Origin of the sequence: Microbacterium sp. CH-015 (assembly GCF_049707015.1) — a bacterium.
Classification (GTDB): domain Bacteria; phylum Actinomycetota; class Actinomycetes; order Actinomycetales; family Microbacteriaceae; genus Microbacterium; species Microbacterium aurum.
Genome location: NZ_JBNAFJ010000007.1, coordinates 105528 through 126085, shown reverse-complemented (window position 1 = coordinate 126085; position 20558 = coordinate 105528). Strand labels below are relative to the sequence as shown.

Genomic DNA, 20558 nt, shown 5'->3' with positions numbered 1-20558 from the left:
AAGAAGTCCGGCGGCAAGAAGTCCGGCGGCAAGGGCGCGAAGCCCAAGGAGAAGAAGCCCGTCGACTGGGCCGCGCGGGCGGCGAAGGCCGAGGAGAAGGCCCGCAAGGCCGAGAAGAGGGCGCGGAAGGCTGCGCAGCGGGCCGACGAGGCACGGCAGCGCGCCGGCGGCGCCCCCGCCTGACGCGCCGACCCGTCCGGCGCAGCGGAGCACCGCGCTCGCCGGCACCGCGCTCGTTGGGCGCCGCGTCGACCGGCCCCCGCAGCCCCGCCGGGATCTCAGCCGCGCACGCGCCGCTGCCACGGCGCCGCGGCCACGACGACGGAGCCGGCGGCGACCACGACGGTGAGCAGTTCCACGAGCCAGCCCGGCCCGGCATCCGCCGGCCAGAGGGCGTCGAGAGTGAAGGCCGTGACGAGCTGCCCGGCGACGGCCCCGAGGCCGAGAATCAGCACCCCGGTGTGCACGACGAGCGCCGCCGACAGGAAGATGTAGGTCACACCCACGACGCCGCCGAGGTAGAGCCAGGGCTCGGTCGGCAGCCCCGCGGGCATGCCCACGATCGCGACGTGGATCGCCGCGGCGATCGCGAGCACGATGGTGCCGCCGATGAAGTTCACGAGGGTCGCCGTCAGCGGGGTGCCCACCCGCTGTCGCAGGCGCCCGTTGGTGGCCTGCTGCCACGCGATGCCGATGCCGGTGAGGACCGGCAGCACGAGCATCCACAGCGGGACGCGCTCGAGCACGCCGCCCTGTAGTGAGATGGCGACCGCGACGAGCGCCAACGCCCCGCCGATGACGCGCGGCACGGTGACAGCGACGACACCCGCCGGCCCGTAGCCCATGCGGTCGAGGACGAGGCCGCTGAGCGTCTGACCCGCCACGACGCCGACCGTGAACAGTGAGACGCCGATGATGGCGACGGCCAGTCCCTGGGTGGCGACGGTGAGCGCGCCGGCGAGGCCGCCCAGCAGCATCCACCACGGAATCGTGCGGCGACGGATGCCGGCACCCAGCGCCCGTGCGCCGCGACGGCCGGCCGGGAGGGCGACGGACAGGATGAGGAGGACGACGAGGCCCGATCCGAACGAGATGACGGCGGCGACGAACCCGTCGCCGATGCGCAGGCCGAGCTGGCCGTTGATGCGCGCCTGGATCGCCGTCAGCACGCCGACGAGCACCGCGCCGGCCAGCGCCACTCCCGCGGGGAGGCGGTGGGGCGCGGAGGAGGTCACGGGGAGCCAGCCTAGTCCGGCCTCCGACCGGCGCCGTCTCCCGCGGGCGTGTCCGCGGCCCGGCCGGCCCGGGTTCGTCGAACTGCAAGGGATTGTGCGCGACACGCCGTGGCACGACGGCGGCGACTGGCGTGTCGCCCCGGCGAACTTGCAGTTGCGCAGGCGCGCCGGCTGCAGCCGGGGTTCAGTCGTAGCCGAGGATGCAGATGGCTTCGGTGATCGGCTCGGGTTCGCTGCGCGGGTCGTAGTCGTCCACGAGGTCGAAGCTACGGGCATCCGCGTCGTGGCGTGCGGCGCATCGCCGGAGATAACCGACAGCGGAGCGTCACCCGATGGGCCCGGGAAAACGCGGAGGAGACGGTGCCGGCTACAGGACTCGAACCTGCAACCCCCTGTTGTCGGGTGGGGTGTACCGGCATGTACCTGGGTGCACCGTGCCGCAGATTCCTGCGGGACAGTACATGCCGGTACTCACCGGTACGCCGCCAAAACCACGAGTAAATGCCGGATCCGTGGGGGGCGCGCGTCAGCCGAAGTAGTTCACGTCCACGCCGTCAGCGCCACGTACGACGACGGTCGTCAGGTCGGGGACGACATCGTGCGTCAAACCCCAGATGTTCTGCCCGACCGTCTTCGCCTCGTCGCGAGTCAGGTTCTCCTGGACGTACACGCGGATCGTGCCCGTCGAGACGTCCTCCCACTGCGTGATGCCGGCGACCTTCACCGTCACACTCGGGTCCCCAGCAAGCTCGGTGAGGCTCGACACGCCCCAGGCAGCAAGGTAGGCCGCCTCGGTGCGCGCCGCGAGGTCCGACGTCGCCGCCGGATCCGTCGCAGAGTCGTCGTGCTTCGAGACGTGCAGAACGACCGTGCTGCCCTTCGGTGCGGACTCCCCCGCAGCGGGCGTCGTCGAGTCGACAGTCCAGTTCGAAGCCATGATCACCGTCTCGTCGCCCGCGTCGTACTCGGTCATGAAGCCGGCCTCCTTCAACGCGGCGGAGGCGTCCTTCGCGTTCTGGCCGGCGACGTCGTCGACGGTGATCGTCTCGACGGCGGCGGATGTAGCGGACGCGGGCTCCGCTGTGGTGGTCGAGCTGCAGGCAGCGAGCGAGATGGCGGCGGCGATTGCGAGAGCGAGGGCGGGGAGACGTCGATGCATGCTCGCACGCTATCAGCGGTACGCTCACGGCCATGGACGACGACCTCGATGCGGGCGCCGAGCCTCGCTGTGAGGTGTGCGGCACGGTGATGCACGTCATCGATGGCGGCTACCAGTGCCGCGGGTGCGCGCATCGTGTCGAGATCCCGTGGGTTGAGCGGCCTACAGGGACGGACCATCTCCACGGCCACTGGGATTGAGGTCCGGGTACCCGGCCCCGGCGCCCGGGCCGTGAGCGGCGAGGTACGCCCCGTGGACGCGCTCGCACGCTACCCGCAGCGACGTCGCCCACCCGATCAGTGTTCCCCGATGCTCGCACCGGTAGCGCGGGCCGTCCTCCGTGCGGCGCAGCGCGACACGCCCATACTCGCCCTGCTGATCCCGCAGCGACCACACCGCCGGCTCGATCTCGACGGCCGCGAGGAGAGGGTGCCACGTGCTCGCCATGTGGATCATCATGATGACTCCCCCGGACACGACAAAAACCGCCCCCGCCGACCTCGTGTGAGGTGGCGGGGGCGGTTCTGTGTGGGGGGCGTTACTTCGGGGTGGCGCCGAGGCCGAGACGGGTGAGCCACGCGTTCACGGCGGGGATCGCCATGACCCGCGCCAGGGCCGCGGCGACGGCGGTGAGGAGCGCGGCCGCGCCGAGGAGCCAGAGGCGGAGCCCTTCGGGCATCTGCTCGCCGAGCTCGTCGAGGACCACCTGGATGATCAGCGGCAGCACCCCGACAAGGGTGATGACCGCGGGGACGCCGACCTGCACGATCGTGCGGAGCGTCGCCTTCCACGGGTAGGCGGTCTGCGTGGTAGTGCGGGGTTCAGCTCGAGTGTTCATGATGTCTCCTTCGTTCATGTGGATGGTGCGACGGGGTGCTCGAGTTCGTCGAGCGGGTCATCGTCGGGCGGGTTGCCGTAGATGTCGGCGAGGGTGATGGGCCGCCCGTTGCGGACCTTGTCGGCGAGGCGGGCGATGCGCGCCTCGAACTCGTCGATCTGCCGGGTGAGCTCCGTGATGCGACGGTTCAACGACCGGATGAGGTCTTCCTTCTTCTGCTCCCGGTCGAAGTCCTGCCGCCCCTGCTCCCGGAGATAGTCGACAGTCTCGGACAGCACCTTCCGGTCGGCGACGGACTCGTCGTACCGCTCCTTCAACACGCGGTACCCGTACTCGGCGCGGGCCTGGTCGTCGGCGGGCGTGCGGGCCTTCTTGTTCACGAGCGAGACGATGATCGCGATCGCGGCGGTGAGGAACGTGAGCGCCTGCCCGATCCCTTGGGATAGTTCGATTGGGTTCATCCGGCCTTCCGTTCGTCGGTGGCGTCGGCGATGAAGTCCGGAACGACGGTCGCGAACCGGACGAACAGCGACGCGAGCATCGCGTACGCGAACCAGGCGAGCGCATACCTCGCCGCGAACTGCCCGTCGATCCAGAAACCGACCTGGATCGCGAGGTACTGGAACGGCCCCCCGGCGAGCAGCACGACCCCAACGAACTCGATCGACAGGCCGCGGAGCTGCAGTCGACGGTTCCGGCGGGCTTTGAAGATCAGCCCTGTGGACGCGACGAGACCGCCGACCATCGTCATCACCGCCCACGCCGTGATCCCACCCGGCGTGACGTTCGACGCGAGCGACGCCGGCGTGAACCACAGCATCGCGTGACCCCACCCGATCCCGAGCGCGAGGTAGAAGTGGACCAGCGCGACCAGGCGCGGCCACCGAGCCCGCGTGTGTGGCGTCGGCATCAGCGGTTCGAGACGGGCGGGGTCACGACTGGTTCACCGGTGCGTACGTCCACAGGACGGCCTGCTTGACCGTGGGGGCTGTGGCGCCCGCGGGGAGCCGGTCGAGTAGACGCCGCGCCCGGTTGCCGTTGCTGTCGACGTACAGCGCGAACACGTTGCCCGTCGCGTCGGAGGTCGCATACCCGGTGAGAGCGCCGGGGCGGACGGTGACACCATCGTGCGGCCACTCCCCGCCCGCCACACCGGTCTCCGCGTACCCCCACAGGGTTTCCTGCGGGACGGTCGCGGCGTCCTCGACGCCGGTCGGGTCGGTCACCGGGACACGGAACCGGCCCCCGGCGGGGTTGTCGTACAAGGCGAACACGGTCCCTGTCGCTGCGGATTTCGCATACCGGACCAGGCGCGCACCGGCACCGGGTGTGCCGGCGGCGAGGCGGCGGGCGGCCTGCGATTCGGTGGTGATATGCGCCTTGATCTCGGCGACTTCTGCTGCACTCAACGTGTCCTCCTGAGGGGTCGGGAATGGTGTGGTGCCGCCGCCCGCGGTCTGGGCAAGCGCTGCGGCGATGAACGGACGCGGGTCGTACACGGGCCGGTTCTCGTGCGCGGCATCCGGGTAGTCGCTGATCATGAAGTGATCGTGCGGTGCGGACCACGCCGTGCCGGGCTTCTGTTTCGCGGTCGCGTTGCGGGCGAGCCACCCGCCCGCGCCGACCCGTGCCCCCTTGGCGACCGCGCCGGGCGCGTTGTGGCAGTGGATCTCGTACCGGCCGACCTTCCGGCCCGTGTCGACCACGACCTCCCGGCCCGTCGACTTCCCCGTGTACAGGTGCGACACCACACCGGCCGACAGTGACACAACGTCGGTGACGACCGAGTACGACCCGGTCGGGTCCGTCTTCCGCACGTCCTGCCCACGGTGATACCCGCTGATCGTGTACGGGTTCGGCTGCCCCGGGCCGGGACGCCACCCGAACGCGCGGCCCATGCGGTCGGGGCCGTACGCCTCCGCGACGCTCACGACACCCCGTAGATGCGGATCTCGCCCGACGTCGTCCCACCCGCCGCGGACACGATCTGCAGGCCGGTGAGCTGGTCGGTCGAGTTCAGGCCGGACGCGAGGTTCGTGATGCCCGCGAACCCACCGAGGTGGTTGTGCTGCGCGAGCATGTAGGTAGGCTCCGGGGCGTTCGGGGCGAGGATGTCCGCGACACCACCACCCAGGGTGCCGAGGACCGGGATGAACCCCTCAGCGAAGTTCGCCTGACCGGTCCCCTGCGCGTCGCCGCGGGAGCCGCCGACGTACGCCTGACGTGAGAACGAGTACGACGTGCCGCCGGCTGGTGTGGACCCTACGATGCCCTGCACTGTCGCCGCCGCGGACGGCTTCGACGTGAACTGCGCGACGGCACGGTAGTTGCGGAACGCGGACGAGAACACGCCACGGATCTGCAGAGTGGTCGATGCGGCCACGTTCGTGAGAATGATCTGCCCGACCGACCCGATCGACACGCCCGCACCGGTCACCTCGGTGGGCACCATGACGCCCGATGCGGACACCCACGCCCCGCGCCACCTGTACTCGACGCCGCCTGCGACGCACCGGTCGCCGGTGGCAAGCAGGCCCGGGTTCGCGGTCGCCCATGAGCTCGCGGCGGCCAGGTCCGCGAACTCCAACGGTCCGCCCGCGGTGATCCACACCGTCCCGTCCGTCGTGTACTCGAGACGGTGCAGCCCGGGCGCATCCACCCGGAACACGACCAGCGGGTTCGTCGTCGACGGGCCCTTACCCGCGGCGACCATCGCGGACACCAGCTGACTGCGCGCGGTCGTGTTCGCGACGGTCACGATGTCATGGATCGACTCACCGAACAGCTTGAACAGGGTCTCCCGGGTGAAGGACGCTTCCGACCCCGTCGGGATCGTGTGCTTCCGCAAGTTTGTCGTGGGCATCAGTTCTCATTCCTCGTCGTATCGGCGTGCCATTGCTCGTGAAGTTCCATGTCCGCGACGACCACGCCGCACGTGCCGCACACCACCCACAGGCCGTCCATCACCGCACCACCGTGTGCTGAATGGTCAGGACCATCGCCCCGGCACGGTCAGCTCCGAACAGGTTCAGGTAGGTGCCGCCGGTGAGCGCGAGTCCTTTCGCGGCGCCCGTCCGGAACGGCTCGAACATGCTCGAGGGCAGATCGAACGTCACTGTCGCGCCGCGGTCGATCCCTGCGGACACGCTCGCCCCCGACCCGCCCGGACCGCCACCGGGCGCTCCGGTACCGTGCGGGGACGCCTGGAACACGGCCGGGCCAGACCCGCCGCCCGACCCCGACGCGGGGCGCGCGATCGTCAACAGCATGCGGGTGATCGACTGGGCTTGCAGATTCACGACCTGATCGCCGTACACGGCCAGGCCAGACATGTTCGGAGACCCGTACCCCTGCCCCTGATACAGGGCAGCCCGTCCGCCGTACGCGGTCTGGTAGATGTTCCAGTTGTCCCACCTGGACCCGGTCCACGACCCCGACCACTGCGGCCCGATCGTGACCTGCCGGGACTCCACCACGCCCGGGTTCGTCGCCCCACCGGCCCCCGCGCCCGGGTCGGTGCCCGAGAAGTTGCCCTCCGGTCCCGCCACGTAGAACGGGGTCCCGAACGACGCCGGGTCGCGGAGCACCTGCACGTTCCCGCCGACCGTGTATGTCCCCGACGTGTACGGCAGCGTATACGAGCCGCCGAGGGTGTCGACGGTGAGCGTCCCGGCACCGGCGTTGATCGCGGTGACCTTCCCCCGCACGACCGGCATGACCGCATCCACCGGCCCCACGCACAGGGTGAGCTTCCCGCCGTCGAGTGGGGACCGCAGCACACGCACCATCGTCCCGGCCGTGTAGATCGCGGGCACCGCCGGCACCCACACCGGGGACGACCCCAGCACGGTGACCTGCACGACCCGCGCCGCCGGGTCCACCCCGACCACACGGCCCATGACCATCGCGCCCAGATCCGACCCCGCCGGCACACCCTCCGGGAGGGTGACAAGCGTCGCAGCATCCAACGGTGAGAAACCCATCACACCACCCCTCAGAAGATCGCCACGTCGATACGGGACGGGCCGTCAGCGACAGTCAGGGGATGGTCGTACCCGACGACATACCCGACCTCACGCACCTCACGGGAAGTACCCCACCCGGTGATGATCTCGACCGGATCATCCAGATCGACCCGCGCGTCGGGCACGAACGTCACCTTCCGGATCCGGGACTGCCGGACCGACTCGTCCCGCATCGTCACCGCCGCGGCCAGGCACTGCGCCTCCGTCAACAGCAGCGGCGACGCGAAGAACTTCGGCACCGGCCGATACGGGCCGGACAGGTCCATCGGCCCCGACATCACCCGCGCGACCGCCTGCGCCTCCACCCCATCCGCACTCGACCGGGCCACAAACACGTTGTACGCGCCGTCACGGGAATCGGACACGGGCGCCCCGATCAGGGTGCCGCCCTCCCCATCCCGGATCGTCAACACCGGAACCGGGATCGCGGGCAGCGGGGACAGCACCTGCACCTGCCCCCACGGGTCCGTCCGCAGCCGGGCGGGCCACGAATCGGTGATCTTGTACAGGTCGTCGAGACGGTTCTCGTCCCACTCCATCGTCCGCGGTACCGCCCGATCGGCCAGCCCCACACCGAAGCTCGCGGTCATGTACGACGGCAGCAACCGCAGAAACTCGGACTTCAACGTGCCCCCGTCGCGCGGACCCGTCGCGGTCAGCAGCCGGTCATCCTCCGCGGTCTGCAACAACCCCGCACCGTCGACCTGGACCGACCCATCGTCTTGCTCCTGCCACTGCGTCAACAGGTACCGGCCGACCCGAGCATCCACCCCGCCCACGGTGATTGTCACGTCCACAACCTGCCCATACCTGCCCAACGGTGCGCCCGGGTCGCCCGGAAGCCAGTCGACCGTGCGACCCGCTTCCACCGTCGACGGCGGGACCGTGAACGAGATCCGCTCCGGGACCACCTGCGACGTCGTAGCCGACACCCGCCCCGACAAGACCGGGACATCACCGGACAGCAGCGACCCGCCCAGCCACGACGACACCCGGCAACCCCACGACGCCGCCGACGCCAGGACCGGCCCCGAAGGCCCCGCCCTCACGCCAACACCGACCAGTCGAACGCGTCGGCCTGGTCCCACGTGAGTCCCGCGAACGCCGCTTCCATCGCGACACCATCACGGATCACCGTGACCCCATCGACCTGCAGGGCGTCGATGAAGTCCCACGTGAACGCACCCAAACGCTGATCCATGAACGGGTCATCGACCGGGACATACGGGAAGGACCACACGCGCGCCTTTCTGACAACGAATGCTTCTGCCGTCAGCGTGTCGAAGTCGAACACGGCCACGGCAGGCAAATCGAAGACGGGGCCCGTGCACCGCCACAACAGCGGCTCTCCCGATTCGAAAAGCGCCTCGAACCTTGTCTCGTCCTCGCCAAGAACCAATAGCCTCAGCGTCCCCTCACGGTCGCCGGAAACGCCGTAGCGGACCACAGGACGACGCCGACCGGGGACGCTGAACCGGGCACGCACCGCGGGCACGTGGACCTCGAGCGATCCCTTCAGGACGCCCACCACCACGGACTTCTGTCCATCCAGCGACTGCAGCACCATCGACCCACCCCCGGGCGCGAACAGGGCGGGTGGGATCACCGGCACGACGACGGGCGCCGACACGTTCATCACCGATACTGAGGAGAACGCGTACGTGACAGGGACGTTCAACGGTGAGCGATTGTCGACCAGAGTCAACTGACCGCCGTCCCCAACGCCCCGCCCGCCGGGAACCGTCCACGTGTACCCGTCGCCCGTGGAGCCGATGACCTCCCACGCCTCCCCCGTTGGCGTCGCAGATACGACGATCTGCACCATCGGGGTTAAGCCTGCCCCGATCAGGTCGGCTGTGATCATCGAGACCTCCCGGAAAACGTCTTGCTCACAACATCGGCGGCCCCACGCTCAGCGACGACGCGCGTCCTCGCGAGGATCGACCCGTCGGCGTCTACCAGCGTCACCTCCTCCGGCATCCCAACCCCACGCTCGGCGGCGGCCGAGGTGATTGCGCTCGAGGTCGAGGACACCGCCAGATGCGCGCGAGAGGAGGCTGCCGACGCGACCTCTGACAGCGCGTCTCCGAACCCGGGTGCACCGCCCTGGGCGCCTGCGATGAACTGGTCCATCGTCGCGGCGCCGGAAGTGCGCAGCTGGCGCCATCCGACCGCGGACAGCGGGCCCTTCTTCGCCGGCGAATGCGGGAAGAAGTCGAGGATCCCGCCGAGGACGTCGCCGATCGCGTCTCCGACAGACCCGACCATCGAGAAGAAGCCGTCGATGATGCCCTGGATGATCTCCGCTCCGAGGCCGAGCCAGTCGACGTCGGCGAGTCCGTTCCAGATCGCGTCCACGATCTGCGGGAGCATACTGATGATCTGCGGGATCGCTTTGAGTAGACCGGTGATCAGCGAGACGACGAGCGTGATGCCAGCTTCGATCAGCTTCGGGAGCATCTTCAGCAATCCGACGACCAGCTGCAGGACGAGCTCGATCGCTGCGGTGATCAGCTGCGGGAGCGCATTGATCAGCCCCGTCACGAGCGAAAGCAGCAGCTTGATGCCGGCGTCGATCAGCAGAGGCAGGTTGTCGATGACCGCCTGCAGCAGCCCCATGACGAGGCCCACCGCGGCCTGCAGCAGTTGCGGGAGCGCATTGACGATGCCCATCACGAGCGCGAGAAGCAGCTGGATGCCGCCCTCGATGATCATCGGCAGCGCGCCGATGATCGCGGTCAGCAAACCATTCACCAGGGACAGCGCCGCGGTGATCAGCAGCGGGATCGCGGTGATGATGCCCTGTATGAGCGCCATCACGAGCTTGATCGCCCCTGCGATGATCATCGGCAGATTCGTCACGATCGCGTCGAGAAGACCCTGCACCAGCGCGAGTGCCCCGTCGACGAGCAGCGGAATCGCCGTCACGATCCCGGCGACGAGCGCGTTTACGATGGCGACCGCGGCGCCAAGCAGCGCCGGCACCTGGCCGAGGATCGACGACACGATGTCGGGGATCACCGTCGCGACGGTGCTGATCACGCCCGGGAGCGCTGCAACGACCTGGCCGATGATGCCGGTGATGCTGGACACCAAGCCCGACGCATCGGCGCCGGAGAGCGCGAAACCGGCGAGTGCGGCCGCCGCGACACCGAGCGGACCCCCGAGCAGCCCCAGGGCGCCCGTGAGACCGGGGATCAGCGAGGACAGCAGCGGGATCTTCGTCAGAAGCCCACCGAGGCCGCCGGCGCCGAGCGCCGCGAACACGCCCACGAGAGGCCCGAGGATGCCCTGCAGGCCGCCGAATCCCATCTCGGCGAGGGACGCGCCCTCGCCGATCTTGGTGAACAGGTTCGTGATCCAGTCGAGCGCCGGACCGAGCACGGTGAGCAGCAGGTCACCGAACTGCTTCGCCCGCTCCTCGATGGGACCGAGGGCGGATGTCGCGGCAGCGATCAGCGGGGCGATTTTGCCGTAGATCGGTCCGAGCGCGTTCGCGCCGATCCGGCCCATCGCGGCGAAGAAGTTCTTCGCAGCTCCGGGGACGGTCTTCCCCATCTCGGCAGCGACGGTGCCGGCGGCGGCTGCCGCGGCGTCGGAGAAGGTCTGGAAGTCGATCTCCCCAGCGGTCGCCATGGACCGGACCTCGTCCGTTGTGACGCCGAGCTGAGTGGCGAGCGCCTGGTAGATCGGGATGCCCCGGTCAGCGAGCTGGTTGAGGTTCTCCGTGTAGGCGCGCCCGGTCGACGCGACCTTGTTGAAGATCGCGCCCGTCTCCTCCATCGACGACCCCGACGCGGCCGCGATGTTTGCGACGCCCTTGAGGGTCGACTGCAGCTGCTCGCCCGGCTTGATGCCGGCGGCCACTGCACCCGCCGCGACGGTCGCGGCCTCGCCGAGCCCGAAGGCGGTCCCCCGCACGGACGCGAGCGCGTCGGTCATGATCGCGTCGACGGATCTCGCGTCGTTCCCGAGTCCGGTGAGCTTCGCGCGCGCGGTGTCGATCGCGTTGAGCCGGGAGAAGCCTTTCGTGAACGCGACGGCGATCCCGGCGGCCGCCACCGTGACGCCGGCGGTCGCCGCGTTCCGGATGCCGGTGTCCAGCGCGCGACCAACGGCAGACGCAGCTTGGCCTGCAGCGTTCACGATCGACTGGAATCCGCTCGAAGCTGCACGGCCAAGACCGGCGAGCCCCGCGGAGAATCGTCCCGTCGACGCGGCACCGGCGGCCTGCGCTGAGGCGAGCGCAGACTGGGCGGACTTCAGGCGCGTGGTTGCAGACGAGACCGCCTCGGTAGTCGTCGCGTGCGCGCGCCGAACCGCGGCGAGGCGCTCCTCGGCCGCGACGGCTTGAGATGACGATGCGCCGGACTTCGCGACCGCCTCCGCGAGACGGGCCTCCGCGACGCGGACGCGACCGGCGTCGTCCTGCTGCTTCAGGCGGGCCCGAGCGAGCGCGGACGACGCCGACGCGACCTCGCTCGTGAGCTTCTTCATCGAGTCGGCGCCGAGGTTCCCAGCGGACGCGCTCAGCGCTGACTTCAGGTCCTTGCCCAGCGCGCGGCCGCTGCGCGTACCGACGCCCTTGAAGCCGCCCTCGAACGTCTTCGCGCCGTCGGCCCCGGCCGACTGGGTCTCTTTCGAGACCTTCGCCTTGAACCCCGTGAGGACAGGAAAGATCGAAATGTGCCCAGTTCCGACCTCAGAGGACATGGGCACCTCCTCGGCGTGAGCGTCAGATCGTGAAGTCCTCGCGGTCGCTCTTGACGGCGTTGCACCAGAAGTGCGCGAGCTGGAGGTTCGTGGGGTCGTCGGACCCGCCGTTAGCGCGGGGTGACGTGGTCGATGGAGGCGCAGAACACGCTCTCTGCGCGTGTCAGTGCAAGGTCCACGTGCTCGCCGCAGATCGCGCAGGAAGTGCCGTCACGCTTCGCCAGTGCGCGCACAGAGGTCTTGAACTTCCCTGCGACGCTGACACTCGCGACAGAGCTTCGTGCGGTAGTCGATGATCCGTCCGGCGTCGTTCCGTTCGAACAGGTCGATCGTTGTTCCGCAAAGAGCGCACGGCCGCGACTTCTCGCGCACGCCGTGCAGCTTGGACTGCTGAGCACACCGCGCCGAGCAGTGGATGCGGCTTCGGATCTCGGCGCCCGCGGGGCGTCCACACACGCGGCAAGAGCCGCCCGGAGCGTTCCATCTCCGCGTCCACGGCTTCGCCTCGCCACTGACCCGCCGCTGCGCGTAGTGCGCCTCGCAGAGCTTCATCTTCCGCACGGGTTCGTTGCATTCTGCGACTGCGCACTGCGGTTTGCACTGATCGGAGCAGAAGCGCGCCCTCTGATAGCGGTTGCCGAGTACGAGCGCCAGGTGCTGTCCGCACGATTCACACCTGCGGCCAAGAGGGTCGCCGGTGCGCTTCAGGCGACGCCCGTGCATGGTGCAGAGGCCGCGAGCGTCGTGCACTCGACCGCATCCGTCGATGGTGCAGAACCGTGCCTGGGTAGACTGCATCGCAGCCCTCCGATCGCTTCACTCGATCTGTTGGGTCAGGCCCCGGCTTGAGTGTTGACGCACTCGCCGGGGCCGTCCCAGTCTACCGTTCACCTCCCCGGTGACTCAGGTGAAGACGATCTCCGCCTCAAGCTCGGCATCCGCCGCAGCAACCTCAGCGGCTGTCGCCTGCGGGGCCCGCTTACGGATGCCGTCCATCGCCCATGGCATGACCCGCTTCGCTGCCTTCCAGTCGCCCACCTGAGCAATCAGAGACAGCAACTGGGGGATGCTCGCCGGGTACGCCCACCCCGCGAGCTCCGCGCCGAACGCGGTCCCGCCGTCGGCGGCCGCCTCCTCGAGGAGGGTCTTGGCTTCGCCCCATGTGACGCCGTCGCCCAGGTCCGAGAGCCCGATCCCGTAGGTTTCGCGCAGGGTGCGCGCGATCGGGCCCCGGTGTTCGTGGATCAGCTGGACGACGGCTTGGATTCCGGGAACGCGAGCTCCTGCGCGCGCCCCAGGCACCGGAAGTACTTCTCGGTGATGATCGCCACCGCGATCAGCCCCTGCGTGTCGAGGGAGGCGGCGAGATCGTCGCCGCCGAACGTCTGGACCAGCGACTTGAACTGGTCGATCTGGGAGGCGTGCTTCTCCTGCAGCTCGTCGACGAGCGCGAGGTTCAGACGGAGCGGAATGCGCACGATCGTGCCGTCGGCGAACCGGCCGACGAAGTCCTGCTCGACGATGATGTACTTCACGTCGTTCAGGGCGACGAGCGCGGCGTCCTCGGCGTCCTGGTCCCAGTTGTCGAAGTCGTACTCTTCGGTCGCTGCGGGCGGCGCGGTGGGCTTGCGAGTGGTGGCCATGGTGGCTCTCCTTCGGGTTATCGGGTGGGGTCAGGCGACGTCGAGGGTGTAGCGGGTGAGGATCGCGCCGACTGCGCCGACGCGGGCCGCGAAGTCGTTCGCGGCGTCTTGCGTGAGATCGGCGGCCGTGCGGATCACGTCGTCCTGGACGCTCACGATGTCTCCGGCCTCGACCTGGTCGATCACGAGCGCGAACGGCGTGGACATGGCGTCGCCGACGACCAGCGTCGGCAGCTCGAGGATCTGAATGCGAGCCATGGTGGCTCCTTTCGGGATTGTCGGGTTCGGGTGTGAGGCTGGCCGGGGTGACCCGATAGCACCCCGGCCAGCCGGCTTTCAGGAGACGACGACCTGCGGGTCGGTGCCGCCCGTGAACGCGTCCGTCGCGGTCAGGACCGCGGCCGACGGGAAGGTGACCGTGAACGGGCCCGAGCCGGACGTCGTGATGCCGGCCAGGCCGGTGACTCCGGAGATGCCGTTCAGCGCGGACGTGATCGCCGCGGCGGCCGCGTTGTGCGCGATCGGTGCGGTCGGGGTGCCGTTCACGAGGAGCGTGAACGTGCCGCCGGTGGGTGCGCCCTCGATCTCGACGTCCCACGCGGTCTTCGCGCCCGCGGCGGCCCCGGGCGGGACCAGCCAGTCGCGGTAGAAGCCGCCGATGGTCTCGTCGTAGATCCACTCGAACGTGACCGCGCGGCCGTTGACCTCGCCGCGGGTCTCCTGGTCGGCTTCCACCGCCGAGACACGCGCGAGACCGTTGCGGCGACGCGACCAGCCGTTCTTGTACTTGGTGACCACGAACAGCGGGAAGACACCGTCGGGCGTGAGGCCCTTGATGACGACCATGCCGTTGCTGTCCGGAGTCTGGCCGGTGATGAGCCGGCGGACCCGCTCGTCGAACTGGGCCAGGTTGATGACGATCGTGGGCTGGTCGTCGCCGGCGAGCTTGTAGCCCTGCTGGAAGAACTCGATCGCGTCGCCCGCGTCGCCGCCTTCCTGCGGTCCGCCGTCGACCTTGAACAGGCCCACCTTCTCGTACCCGGCGGGCAGCGTGAGCGGCGTCACCGCGCCCGCTGCGGACTCCACGAACGTGGGGCCCCCGGTCAGCTGCACAGCCGCGAACCCGGTGATCGGGACGCCCACTGCGCCGAGGTCGTTGCCCTCTGCATCCTGCGCCATAGTGACGCTCCTCTCGGTATTCGAGCACCCCGCATGAGGCGGGGCGCTCAGGGTTAGCGGCACCACCGGTCGGCGGCCCGCAGACTCGGGTTAGCGGCTCACCAGGAGCCGACGACGGTGTACTGCGCTGTGCCGTACCGGCGCGCCACATCGAGCTGCTCGGTGACGGCATACGGGCCGAGGCATCCGTCGACCTCGACAGACGCGATCGGCGACCCCTCAACGAGCGGCAGCTCGAGGTCGAAGAGCACGCCGGCCAGCCAGCGAGCGAGGTCGTTCGCGGGTTGGTCGTTCATGCGCGTGCCAGCGAGAACCGACCACCCGATAGAGCGGTCGAACGTCACGTGAGATAGACGCGACCCGGAATCGTCACGGATCACGATGAGCGGCCGCACGAGCGGCGTGGAAAGGTCGGCAGGCTCTTTGTTGGTCACGGTGGCCTGAATGGCTTCTGACGCCGCCAGCGACCGCACGTAGCCCGTCAGCCACAGTTCCAGGTCGGGTGGGGTGACCCTCATGCCTTCGCCGCCTTCAGCGCGCGTGCGAGGTTGCCGGTCTTCGACTCGACGAGCAGCGTCTTGTCGTCGCTCCCGACGACACGCACTGCCCGACGGTAGCGAGATTCGTGGTGCTCGATGTGCAGGCCGTCGCGGTAATCGCCCGAGTCGACGGGCGCGGTCGCCTTGGCGATGCCGAGCGCGCGGTCTCCGGTGCCGTCGACGAGCGCCTCGACCTGCGGCTGCCGGAGCACGGTCTCGAAGAAGCGTGGATTGAACTCGACGGAGGTGTCGCCGCTGCGCGCCATGACCCACCTCGCTTCACTCAGCCGACCCAGCGGGTCAGCAAGATCTCCCGCGGCGGGGTCCACCCCGTGAACGGGTTCGTGTCCGCGGCCGGCGGGATGCCGTTGATGTCGTAGACGGCCGCACCCGGCGCGCCGTCGCGGACCCGGTCGCCCTTGCGCACGTCGGCCGCGCCGTCGCAGAACAGTGACTTCGACTCGGCGGCTTGCTCGCGCGTCGCCGTATTCAGGAGCGAGGTCGAGGTGTGCGCGACGAACGCTCCCGGGATCGGGAGCACATCGGGATCGGACCAGTCCTCGTCGATCTCTTCCTGCGAGTACGGATCGAGGATCGGCTTCGCGCGCAGCCGGTAGACGGTCACCCCGAAGGGGAACGCGAAGCTCATGAGCGCTTCTCGGGCCAGAGCCGACTGATCGGCCGGTCGGCGGGGAAGCTCCCGCGCGGGAGCGCTGCGGGCACGCTCGCGGCACACAGCGCACGCAGCGCCCGCGCGGGCTGCCCGGTGAACGCCGACGCAACGTCGGTGTAGTCAACGGACGCCGAGCCGATGCGCTGCGCTTTCACGGACCGCGAACCGCGGCTCGTGATCTCGGATGCCACACGGCGGAGCACAGCCAGCGCGTTCAGCGCGTTCTCATCGGGAGGTTCGAGGGTTGCGAGGCAGGGGGCGATGTCGCGCGCGACGATCATGATCTCGCGGGCGAGATCTTCGTCTTGGATGCCGAGGTCGCTCCATGTGAGCACGACATCACCCCCTGTTCGCTTCAGCCCCGGGCGGGGGGCGTCTTCGCCGTCGTCGACGGCTTCTTGTCGGCGACCTTGGCCGCCTCGATCTCGGCTCGCGCGTCGGCGAGCTGCTGCTTCGCCTCGTCGAGCTCGGCGTCCTTCTCGGCGACGGCCGCTGCGACCGCCTCGTCGATGTCGGCCTGCGTGAGAACGCTCACCGACGTCGTCTCGTCGGCGGCGGGCGCCTCGTACTCGGCGATCATGCCCTCGCTCTCGAGGCGGTCGAGGACCTTCTCGTCGGCGCCTTCCGGGACGAGCGCGCCGCGCTCGAGGAGGTGAGCGCGAGCGCCGATCGTGATCTGGACCGCGGCTGCGGTGACGATGTGCGTCATCAGAGCCCCGTTCCCGTGATCTTGATGCCGGCGCCCGGGTTCGCGACGACGGGCACGTCGGCCTTGCGGACCTGGATGCGCGTGGCATCGTTCTTCTCGCGGAACCGCGCGACCTCGACGTTCGACCCGTTCTGCGCGGCGATCGACGAGAGAGCGATGTACTCCGGTGAGGGGATGTCCTCGTGGCCGATGCCGCCGAGGTTGTTGGCGTCGGCGACGAGCGGCACCCACCCTGCGGGAAGGTCCGAGGACGTGACCCAGTCGACGTCGAGGATGTTCGGGATGCGTCCCTCGACGATCGGGTTGCCGGCCTCGCGGGGCAGCAGCGGGAGCAGGACGGGCGAGACGGCCGCCCACTGCAGATCCGTGAGCACCACGCTCGTCGCGCGGTAGCCCTTCTTGCGGCCCTTCAGCGTCGCCTTCGCCTTCTCGACGTCGGTGACCAGCTGGGTGCCCGAGGTCCAGGCCCCGCCCGTGATCGACGTTCCCACGGCCGACTGGATCGCACCGATGGCGGCCGCGTCGAACTGCGAGATCAGGTCGAACGCGAGCATCTGGATCGCGCGCTCGATCGGGTCCATCGCGAGGCGGCCGACGGCCTCGTCGGCGATCTCGGATGCGAGACCCTTCTTGAGCGCCGCGACGAGGACCGCCGCGTCGGCGGGGAGCGCGGTCAGCGGGTACTCACCGCCGGGGGCGACCGTCTCCGCGGTGTCACCCGAGGAGGTGGCCTCGTCGGGCGTGTACGCGATCGCGCCGCCGACCATCTTGTACTTCCCGCGCAGCAGGTAGTGCGCGAGGAAGTTGTGGTCGGCGAGGATATCGCTGAACCGGCGGGCGATGAGGGTCGGCGACTTCAGGAACGCCTGCGCCTGCGCGACGGTGACGTTCGTGAGCTGCGACCCGGGGATGGGGTAGTTGATCATGGGTATCTCCTCCCTCAGGCCCGCAGGACCTGGATGATCTGGTCGGCCGCGGTCGCGGCCGACAGGCTGATGCCGAGCGCGCGGCCCGTGGTGGCGGTCTGGACCTTGCCGGCGGTCGACGCCTCGACGTTCACGCCGGCGCTGATCGCGGCGGCCGCGATCATCGTGTCGACGGGGCCGTTGAGGTGCACGACGACCTGGTCGCCGACACCGGCGTCGTGGCCGGCGGTGCCGATCGCTTTCGCCGACGCGGCCGCGGTGGGCACGCCGACGGAACGGTTGCCGGTCACCTCGACGACCTGGCCACCCGTGATCGCGGTCGTGGCCGTGAACGTCACGGCCTGACCGGGCTTGAACTTGAGCAGGTGGTCAGCCATGGTCAGGCCTCCTTCTTTCCGTAGATCGAGCCGTACAGGGCGTCGTCGGAGTCGGTCAGCGAGTCGGACGTGCCGATCTCGGTGACGTTGACCGTGTTCTTCGCGAGCGACGCGAGCAGCGACGTCGTCGCCGTCTCGTCGCTGTCGAGCATCGCGCGGAAGTGATCGCGCGACGCCGACGTGATGCGACCTTCGCGCAGCGCCGTGTCGACGATGCCGTCGCGGCGTGCGCTCGTCTGCTCGGCGCGTGCCTCCGCGCCGGCCGACGCGTTCTGGCGCAGCTCGGCGAGCGCGGTCGCGTCGATCGCGACCACCCCCTCGGGCAGCGTCGCGGTCGGGGTGGTGTCGGCCTGTTCCTCGAGCGTCTCGTCGAGGGCTGCGAGCAGCTCCTCGTCGGTGGCGTTGGCATCGGTCACGCCGAGCCGCTCGCGGAGGCCAGCCGTCAGATCGCTGTAGGCCACAGCGGTCTCCTTTCGGTTGGGTTCGCCCGGCTCGGTCGAGTCCGGGGGTCTTGGGACGCGCGTTGCGGCGCTGGCGGCGAAACGGATGACCCGTGCGGCCGCGGTGTCTTCGGGTTCGTCTTCGTCGGGCAGCAGGACGATCTGCTCGTCGTCGCTGACGGTGGTCGACTCTCCGGCGTCGGGAATGTCGGCGACGCGGTCGGCGAGTCCCTCGGCGACCGCCTCGCTGGCGGTGAGCCAGGTTTCGGCCTCGAGGAGAGTCGCCCAGTCCTTCTCGCCCGCCTTCGCGGTGTAGATCTCGGCGAGCGATCGGTCGAGACCTTCGAGGACTGCTGCTTCCTTCCGCATATCCGCGGCGTTGCCCCAGACGATCGTGGAGGTGCAGTGGATCATCATCTGCGTGCCGGGAGACATCACGGTCTCGTCGGCGCCCGCGGCGATCACCGATGCGGCGGACGCCGCGAGCCCGTCGACGACCGCGGTCACCTTCGCCTTGTGCGCGCGGAGCAGGTTCTTGATCGAGATGCCCTCGAACACATGCCCGCCGGGGCTGTTGATGCGGAGGATGATCTGCGTCACGGAGTCGGGGAGCGCGTCGAGCACTCCCCCGACGTCTTTCGCGGAGATGCCCCAGTATCCGCCCCACGAGTCGATGGGGCCGTAGAGACGGATCGTTGCGATCTCAGGTTCATCGCCCGACGCTTTCGGCGCGACAATCGCGTCGAAGAACTCACGCTTCGTCTTGGGGAGAGGGGCGGAGCCCCAGAACCGGTTCGGCCACGTTTCGGTGCGAGTCATGCTGCGACCTCCTTGGACGCGTTCAGGGTGAGCAGATCGTCGCTGGTGAGCTTCTCGACGGGGAGGCCCCACCGGTCGCGCACGTACGCGCGCAGGTCGTCGTCGACGATCAGCGCGCCGCACTCGACGAGCGCGCGGATCACCTCAGCGGTGATCTGCTGCCGTTCACCGATCGGTGCGGGCACGAGCCGAGGCGCCGGTTCCTCGGGGCCCCAGTTCAGGTCGACGAGGTCTTCGATGACGTGCTGGTTGAAGACGTCGGCGACGTCTTGCGAGAGCGTGTTCAGCGAGTCGGTGAAGAACCCGCCGAGCACGTCGCTCAGCGCGTACGAGCCCTTCGAGCTGTCGCCGCCGAGGTTCAGGAAGTGCGCGAGCACCGCGCGAGCGATCTGCTCGTCGTAGTACCGGATCGCCTTGTCGAGGTTCGGCAGCTGACCCTCGACGCCCGCGAGCTTGAAGTTCGCACCGCCAGCGATCGCGACGCCGGCCTCCTCACCTGCCCGAGCAGCCTGAACGAGCTCCAGACCTTTCGCGATCTGCTTGTCCATCCACGCGATCGCCTCGTCGGCTTCCATGTCCGGCGGCCACGGCGGCGCGACGAACACGGGGATGCCGAGACCGTTGCGCTCGGCGGTCAGCGCCTGGATACGCAGCACACGGTCCTTCAGCAGCGCCATCTTGTACGCCGCGCGCAGCAGAGACTCGCCGATCCAGTTCGCACCCTCGCGCTCGTTCACGTACGCGACGAGCGCATCGACCGGGATCGGTTTCTCCGCGCCGTGCTGACGGATCGATACGAGCCCGCCGTCCTTCGCGACGTTGATTTCGGAGATCGTGCGCGGCGGGCGCCATCCGAGCTTGCGCAGCACCGTGCGGCCTGCGGCATCGATGTCGTACACCTGCTCGAAGTACGAGTGCCCGTACACGAGCGACAGCAGCGCGAGCCGCAGGTGCTCTTTCAGCGAGAAGCGACCCTTGGTGCGGCGCGGCGCGAGGTTCGGTCGGCCCTTGACCGGGGTCATGATGTTCTGCGCGATGAAGTCGACGACCTCGTCGCGGCATCCGGCGCCATCGAGCGTCCACTCGGTGCGCAGGATCGGCTGTGTGACAGCGCGGACCACCGACTTCACCTGCGGGTCCTCGCGGCGCATCCGATCGAACTCGTTGATCGACTGCGGCCACATGAGCGCAGGGTTCGTTTCGTGCGACTCTTCGACGATCGACGACCACCCGATGACGCCCCACTGGCCGGTCTGATAACCGCGCTCGGTCACATCGGCCTC

The 20558-nt window shown here is 69.2% G+C and carries 25 protein-coding genes and 1 pseudogene; 1 reads left to right on the top strand and 25 read right to left on the bottom strand.

Annotation, left to right across the window (positions count from 1 at the left end; genetic code table 11):
• Positions 1-278 precede the first annotated feature (278 nt).
• Positions 279-1235, bottom strand: a complete 957-nt coding sequence (locus tag ACPYN4_RS11710; protein WP_315551288.1) for a DMT family transporter — start codon at positions 1233-1235, stop codon at positions 279-281.
• A gap of 526 nt (positions 1236-1761) precedes the next feature.
• Entirely contained in the window at positions 1762-2394 is a 633-nt protein-coding gene (locus tag ACPYN4_RS11705; RefSeq protein ID WP_424446465.1) for a PASTA domain-containing protein, read from the bottom strand.
• A 32-nt stretch (positions 2395-2426) separates the two neighbouring features.
• Between ACPYN4_RS11705 and ACPYN4_RS11700 the strand changes: the two genes are divergently transcribed.
• A complete protein-coding gene (locus ACPYN4_RS11700; RefSeq protein ID WP_424446464.1) occupies positions 2427-2594 on the top strand; it encodes a hypothetical protein in 168 nt (55 codons plus the stop codon).
• Between the two features lie 338 nt (positions 2595-2932).
• On the opposite strand, the gene ACPYN4_RS11695 is transcribed toward ACPYN4_RS11700, so the two are convergent.
• From ACPYN4_RS11695 to ACPYN4_RS11585, 23 genes and pseudogenes are all read right to left on the bottom strand, one after another.
• The gene (locus tag ACPYN4_RS11695) at positions 2933-3232 is read right to left on the bottom strand and encodes a hypothetical protein (protein WP_424446463.1); all 300 of its coding nucleotides are present in this window, start codon (positions 3230-3232) and stop codon (positions 2933-2935) included.
• A 14-nt stretch (positions 3233-3246) separates the two neighbouring features.
• Positions 3247-3693, bottom strand: a complete 447-nt coding sequence (locus tag ACPYN4_RS11690) for a hypothetical protein (protein WP_424446462.1) — start codon at positions 3691-3693, stop codon at positions 3247-3249.
• Positions 3690-4142 carry a hypothetical protein gene (locus ACPYN4_RS11685; RefSeq protein WP_424446461.1) on the bottom strand — a complete coding sequence of 151 codons (453 nt, stop codon included), beginning with the start codon at positions 4140-4142 and terminating at the stop codon, positions 3690-3692. The genes ACPYN4_RS11690 and ACPYN4_RS11685 overlap by 4 nt, the downstream gene beginning before the upstream one ends.
• Before the next feature lie 22 nt (positions 4143-4164).
• Positions 4165-5163, bottom strand: a complete 999-nt coding sequence (locus ACPYN4_RS11680) for a hypothetical protein (protein WP_424446460.1) — start codon at positions 5161-5163, stop codon at positions 4165-4167.
• Positions 5160-6095 carry a hypothetical protein gene (locus ACPYN4_RS11675; RefSeq protein WP_424446459.1) on the bottom strand — a complete coding sequence of 312 codons (936 nt, stop codon included), beginning with the start codon at positions 6093-6095 and terminating at the stop codon, positions 5160-5162. The genes ACPYN4_RS11680 and ACPYN4_RS11675 overlap by 4 nt, the downstream gene beginning before the upstream one ends.
• Before the next feature lie 100 nt (positions 6096-6195).
• Entirely contained in the window at positions 6196-7215 is a 1020-nt protein-coding gene (locus ACPYN4_RS11670) for a hypothetical protein (protein ID WP_424446458.1), read from the bottom strand.
• An 11-nt stretch (positions 7216-7226) separates the two neighbouring features.
• Entirely contained in the window at positions 7227-8249 is a 1023-nt protein-coding gene (locus tag ACPYN4_RS11665) for a hypothetical protein (RefSeq protein WP_424446457.1), read from the bottom strand.
• A gap of 53 nt (positions 8250-8302) precedes the next feature.
• Entirely contained in the window at positions 8303-8887 is a 585-nt protein-coding gene (locus tag ACPYN4_RS11660; RefSeq protein WP_424446456.1) for a hypothetical protein, read from the bottom strand.
• Between the two features lie 230 nt (positions 8888-9117).
• A complete protein-coding gene (locus tag ACPYN4_RS11655; RefSeq protein ID WP_424446455.1) occupies positions 9118-11970 on the bottom strand; it encodes a phage tail protein in 2853 nt (950 codons plus the stop codon).
• A gap of 22 nt (positions 11971-11992) precedes the next feature.
• Positions 11993-12079 (bottom strand): annotated as a pseudogene (locus ACPYN4_RS11650) (hypothetical protein); the annotation flags it as partial.
• A 794-nt stretch (positions 12080-12873) separates the two neighbouring features.
• The gene (locus tag ACPYN4_RS11645) at positions 12874-13272 is read right to left on the bottom strand and encodes a hypothetical protein (RefSeq protein ID WP_424446454.1); all 399 of its coding nucleotides are present in this window, start codon (positions 13270-13272) and stop codon (positions 12874-12876) included.
• A complete protein-coding gene (locus ACPYN4_RS11640; protein WP_424446453.1) occupies positions 13215-13613 on the bottom strand; it encodes a hypothetical protein in 399 nt (132 codons plus the stop codon). The genes ACPYN4_RS11645 and ACPYN4_RS11640 overlap by 58 nt, the downstream gene beginning before the upstream one ends.
• Before the next feature lie 30 nt (positions 13614-13643).
• A complete protein-coding gene (locus ACPYN4_RS11635) occupies positions 13644-13871 on the bottom strand; it encodes a hypothetical protein (RefSeq protein WP_424446452.1) in 228 nt (75 codons plus the stop codon).
• 78 nt (positions 13872-13949) lie between these two features.
• Entirely contained in the window at positions 13950-14792 is an 843-nt protein-coding gene (locus ACPYN4_RS11630) for a hypothetical protein (RefSeq protein WP_424446451.1), read from the bottom strand.
• A 98-nt stretch (positions 14793-14890) separates the two neighbouring features.
• Positions 14891-15310: a hypothetical protein gene (locus ACPYN4_RS11625; RefSeq protein ID WP_424446450.1), complete on the bottom strand. Its 420-nt coding sequence runs from the start codon at positions 15308-15310 to the stop codon at positions 14891-14893.
• On the bottom strand, positions 15307-15597 hold the full coding sequence (locus ACPYN4_RS11620) for an HK97 gp10 family phage protein (RefSeq protein WP_424446449.1): 291 nt from the start codon (positions 15595-15597) through the stop codon (positions 15307-15309). Before ACPYN4_RS11620 ends, ACPYN4_RS11625 begins: the two co-directional genes overlap by 4 nt.
• 17 nt (positions 15598-15614) lie before the next feature.
• Complete coding sequence (locus ACPYN4_RS11615) at positions 15615-15980, bottom strand: hypothetical protein (RefSeq protein WP_424446448.1); 366 nt, start codon at positions 15978-15980, stop codon at positions 15615-15617.
• On the bottom strand, positions 15977-16339 hold the full coding sequence (locus tag ACPYN4_RS11610) for a hypothetical protein (protein WP_424446447.1): 363 nt from the start codon (positions 16337-16339) through the stop codon (positions 15977-15979). The genes ACPYN4_RS11615 and ACPYN4_RS11610 overlap by 4 nt, the downstream gene beginning before the upstream one ends.
• Positions 16340-16359: 20 nt before the next feature.
• Positions 16360-16713: a hypothetical protein gene (locus ACPYN4_RS11605; protein ID WP_424446446.1), complete on the bottom strand. Its 354-nt coding sequence runs from the start codon at positions 16711-16713 to the stop codon at positions 16360-16362.
• Positions 16713-17639, bottom strand: a complete 927-nt coding sequence (locus ACPYN4_RS11600; RefSeq protein WP_424446445.1) for a hypothetical protein — start codon at positions 17637-17639, stop codon at positions 16713-16715. The genes ACPYN4_RS11605 and ACPYN4_RS11600 overlap by 1 nt, the downstream gene beginning before the upstream one ends.
• A 14-nt stretch (positions 17640-17653) precedes the next feature.
• The gene (locus ACPYN4_RS11595; RefSeq protein WP_424446444.1) at positions 17654-18016 is read right to left on the bottom strand and encodes a capsid cement protein; all 363 of its coding nucleotides are present in this window, start codon (positions 18014-18016) and stop codon (positions 17654-17656) included.
• Positions 18017-18018: 2 nt separating this feature from the next.
• Positions 18019-19275, bottom strand: coding sequence for a head maturation protease, ClpP-related (locus ACPYN4_RS11590; protein WP_424446443.1), 1257 nt, complete (start codon positions 19273-19275; stop codon positions 18019-18021).
• Positions 19272-20549, bottom strand: a complete 1278-nt coding sequence (locus ACPYN4_RS11585) for a phage portal protein family protein (protein WP_424446442.1) — start codon at positions 20547-20549, stop codon at positions 19272-19274. Before ACPYN4_RS11585 ends, ACPYN4_RS11590 begins: the two co-directional genes overlap by 4 nt.
• Positions 20550-20558 lie beyond the last annotated feature (9 nt).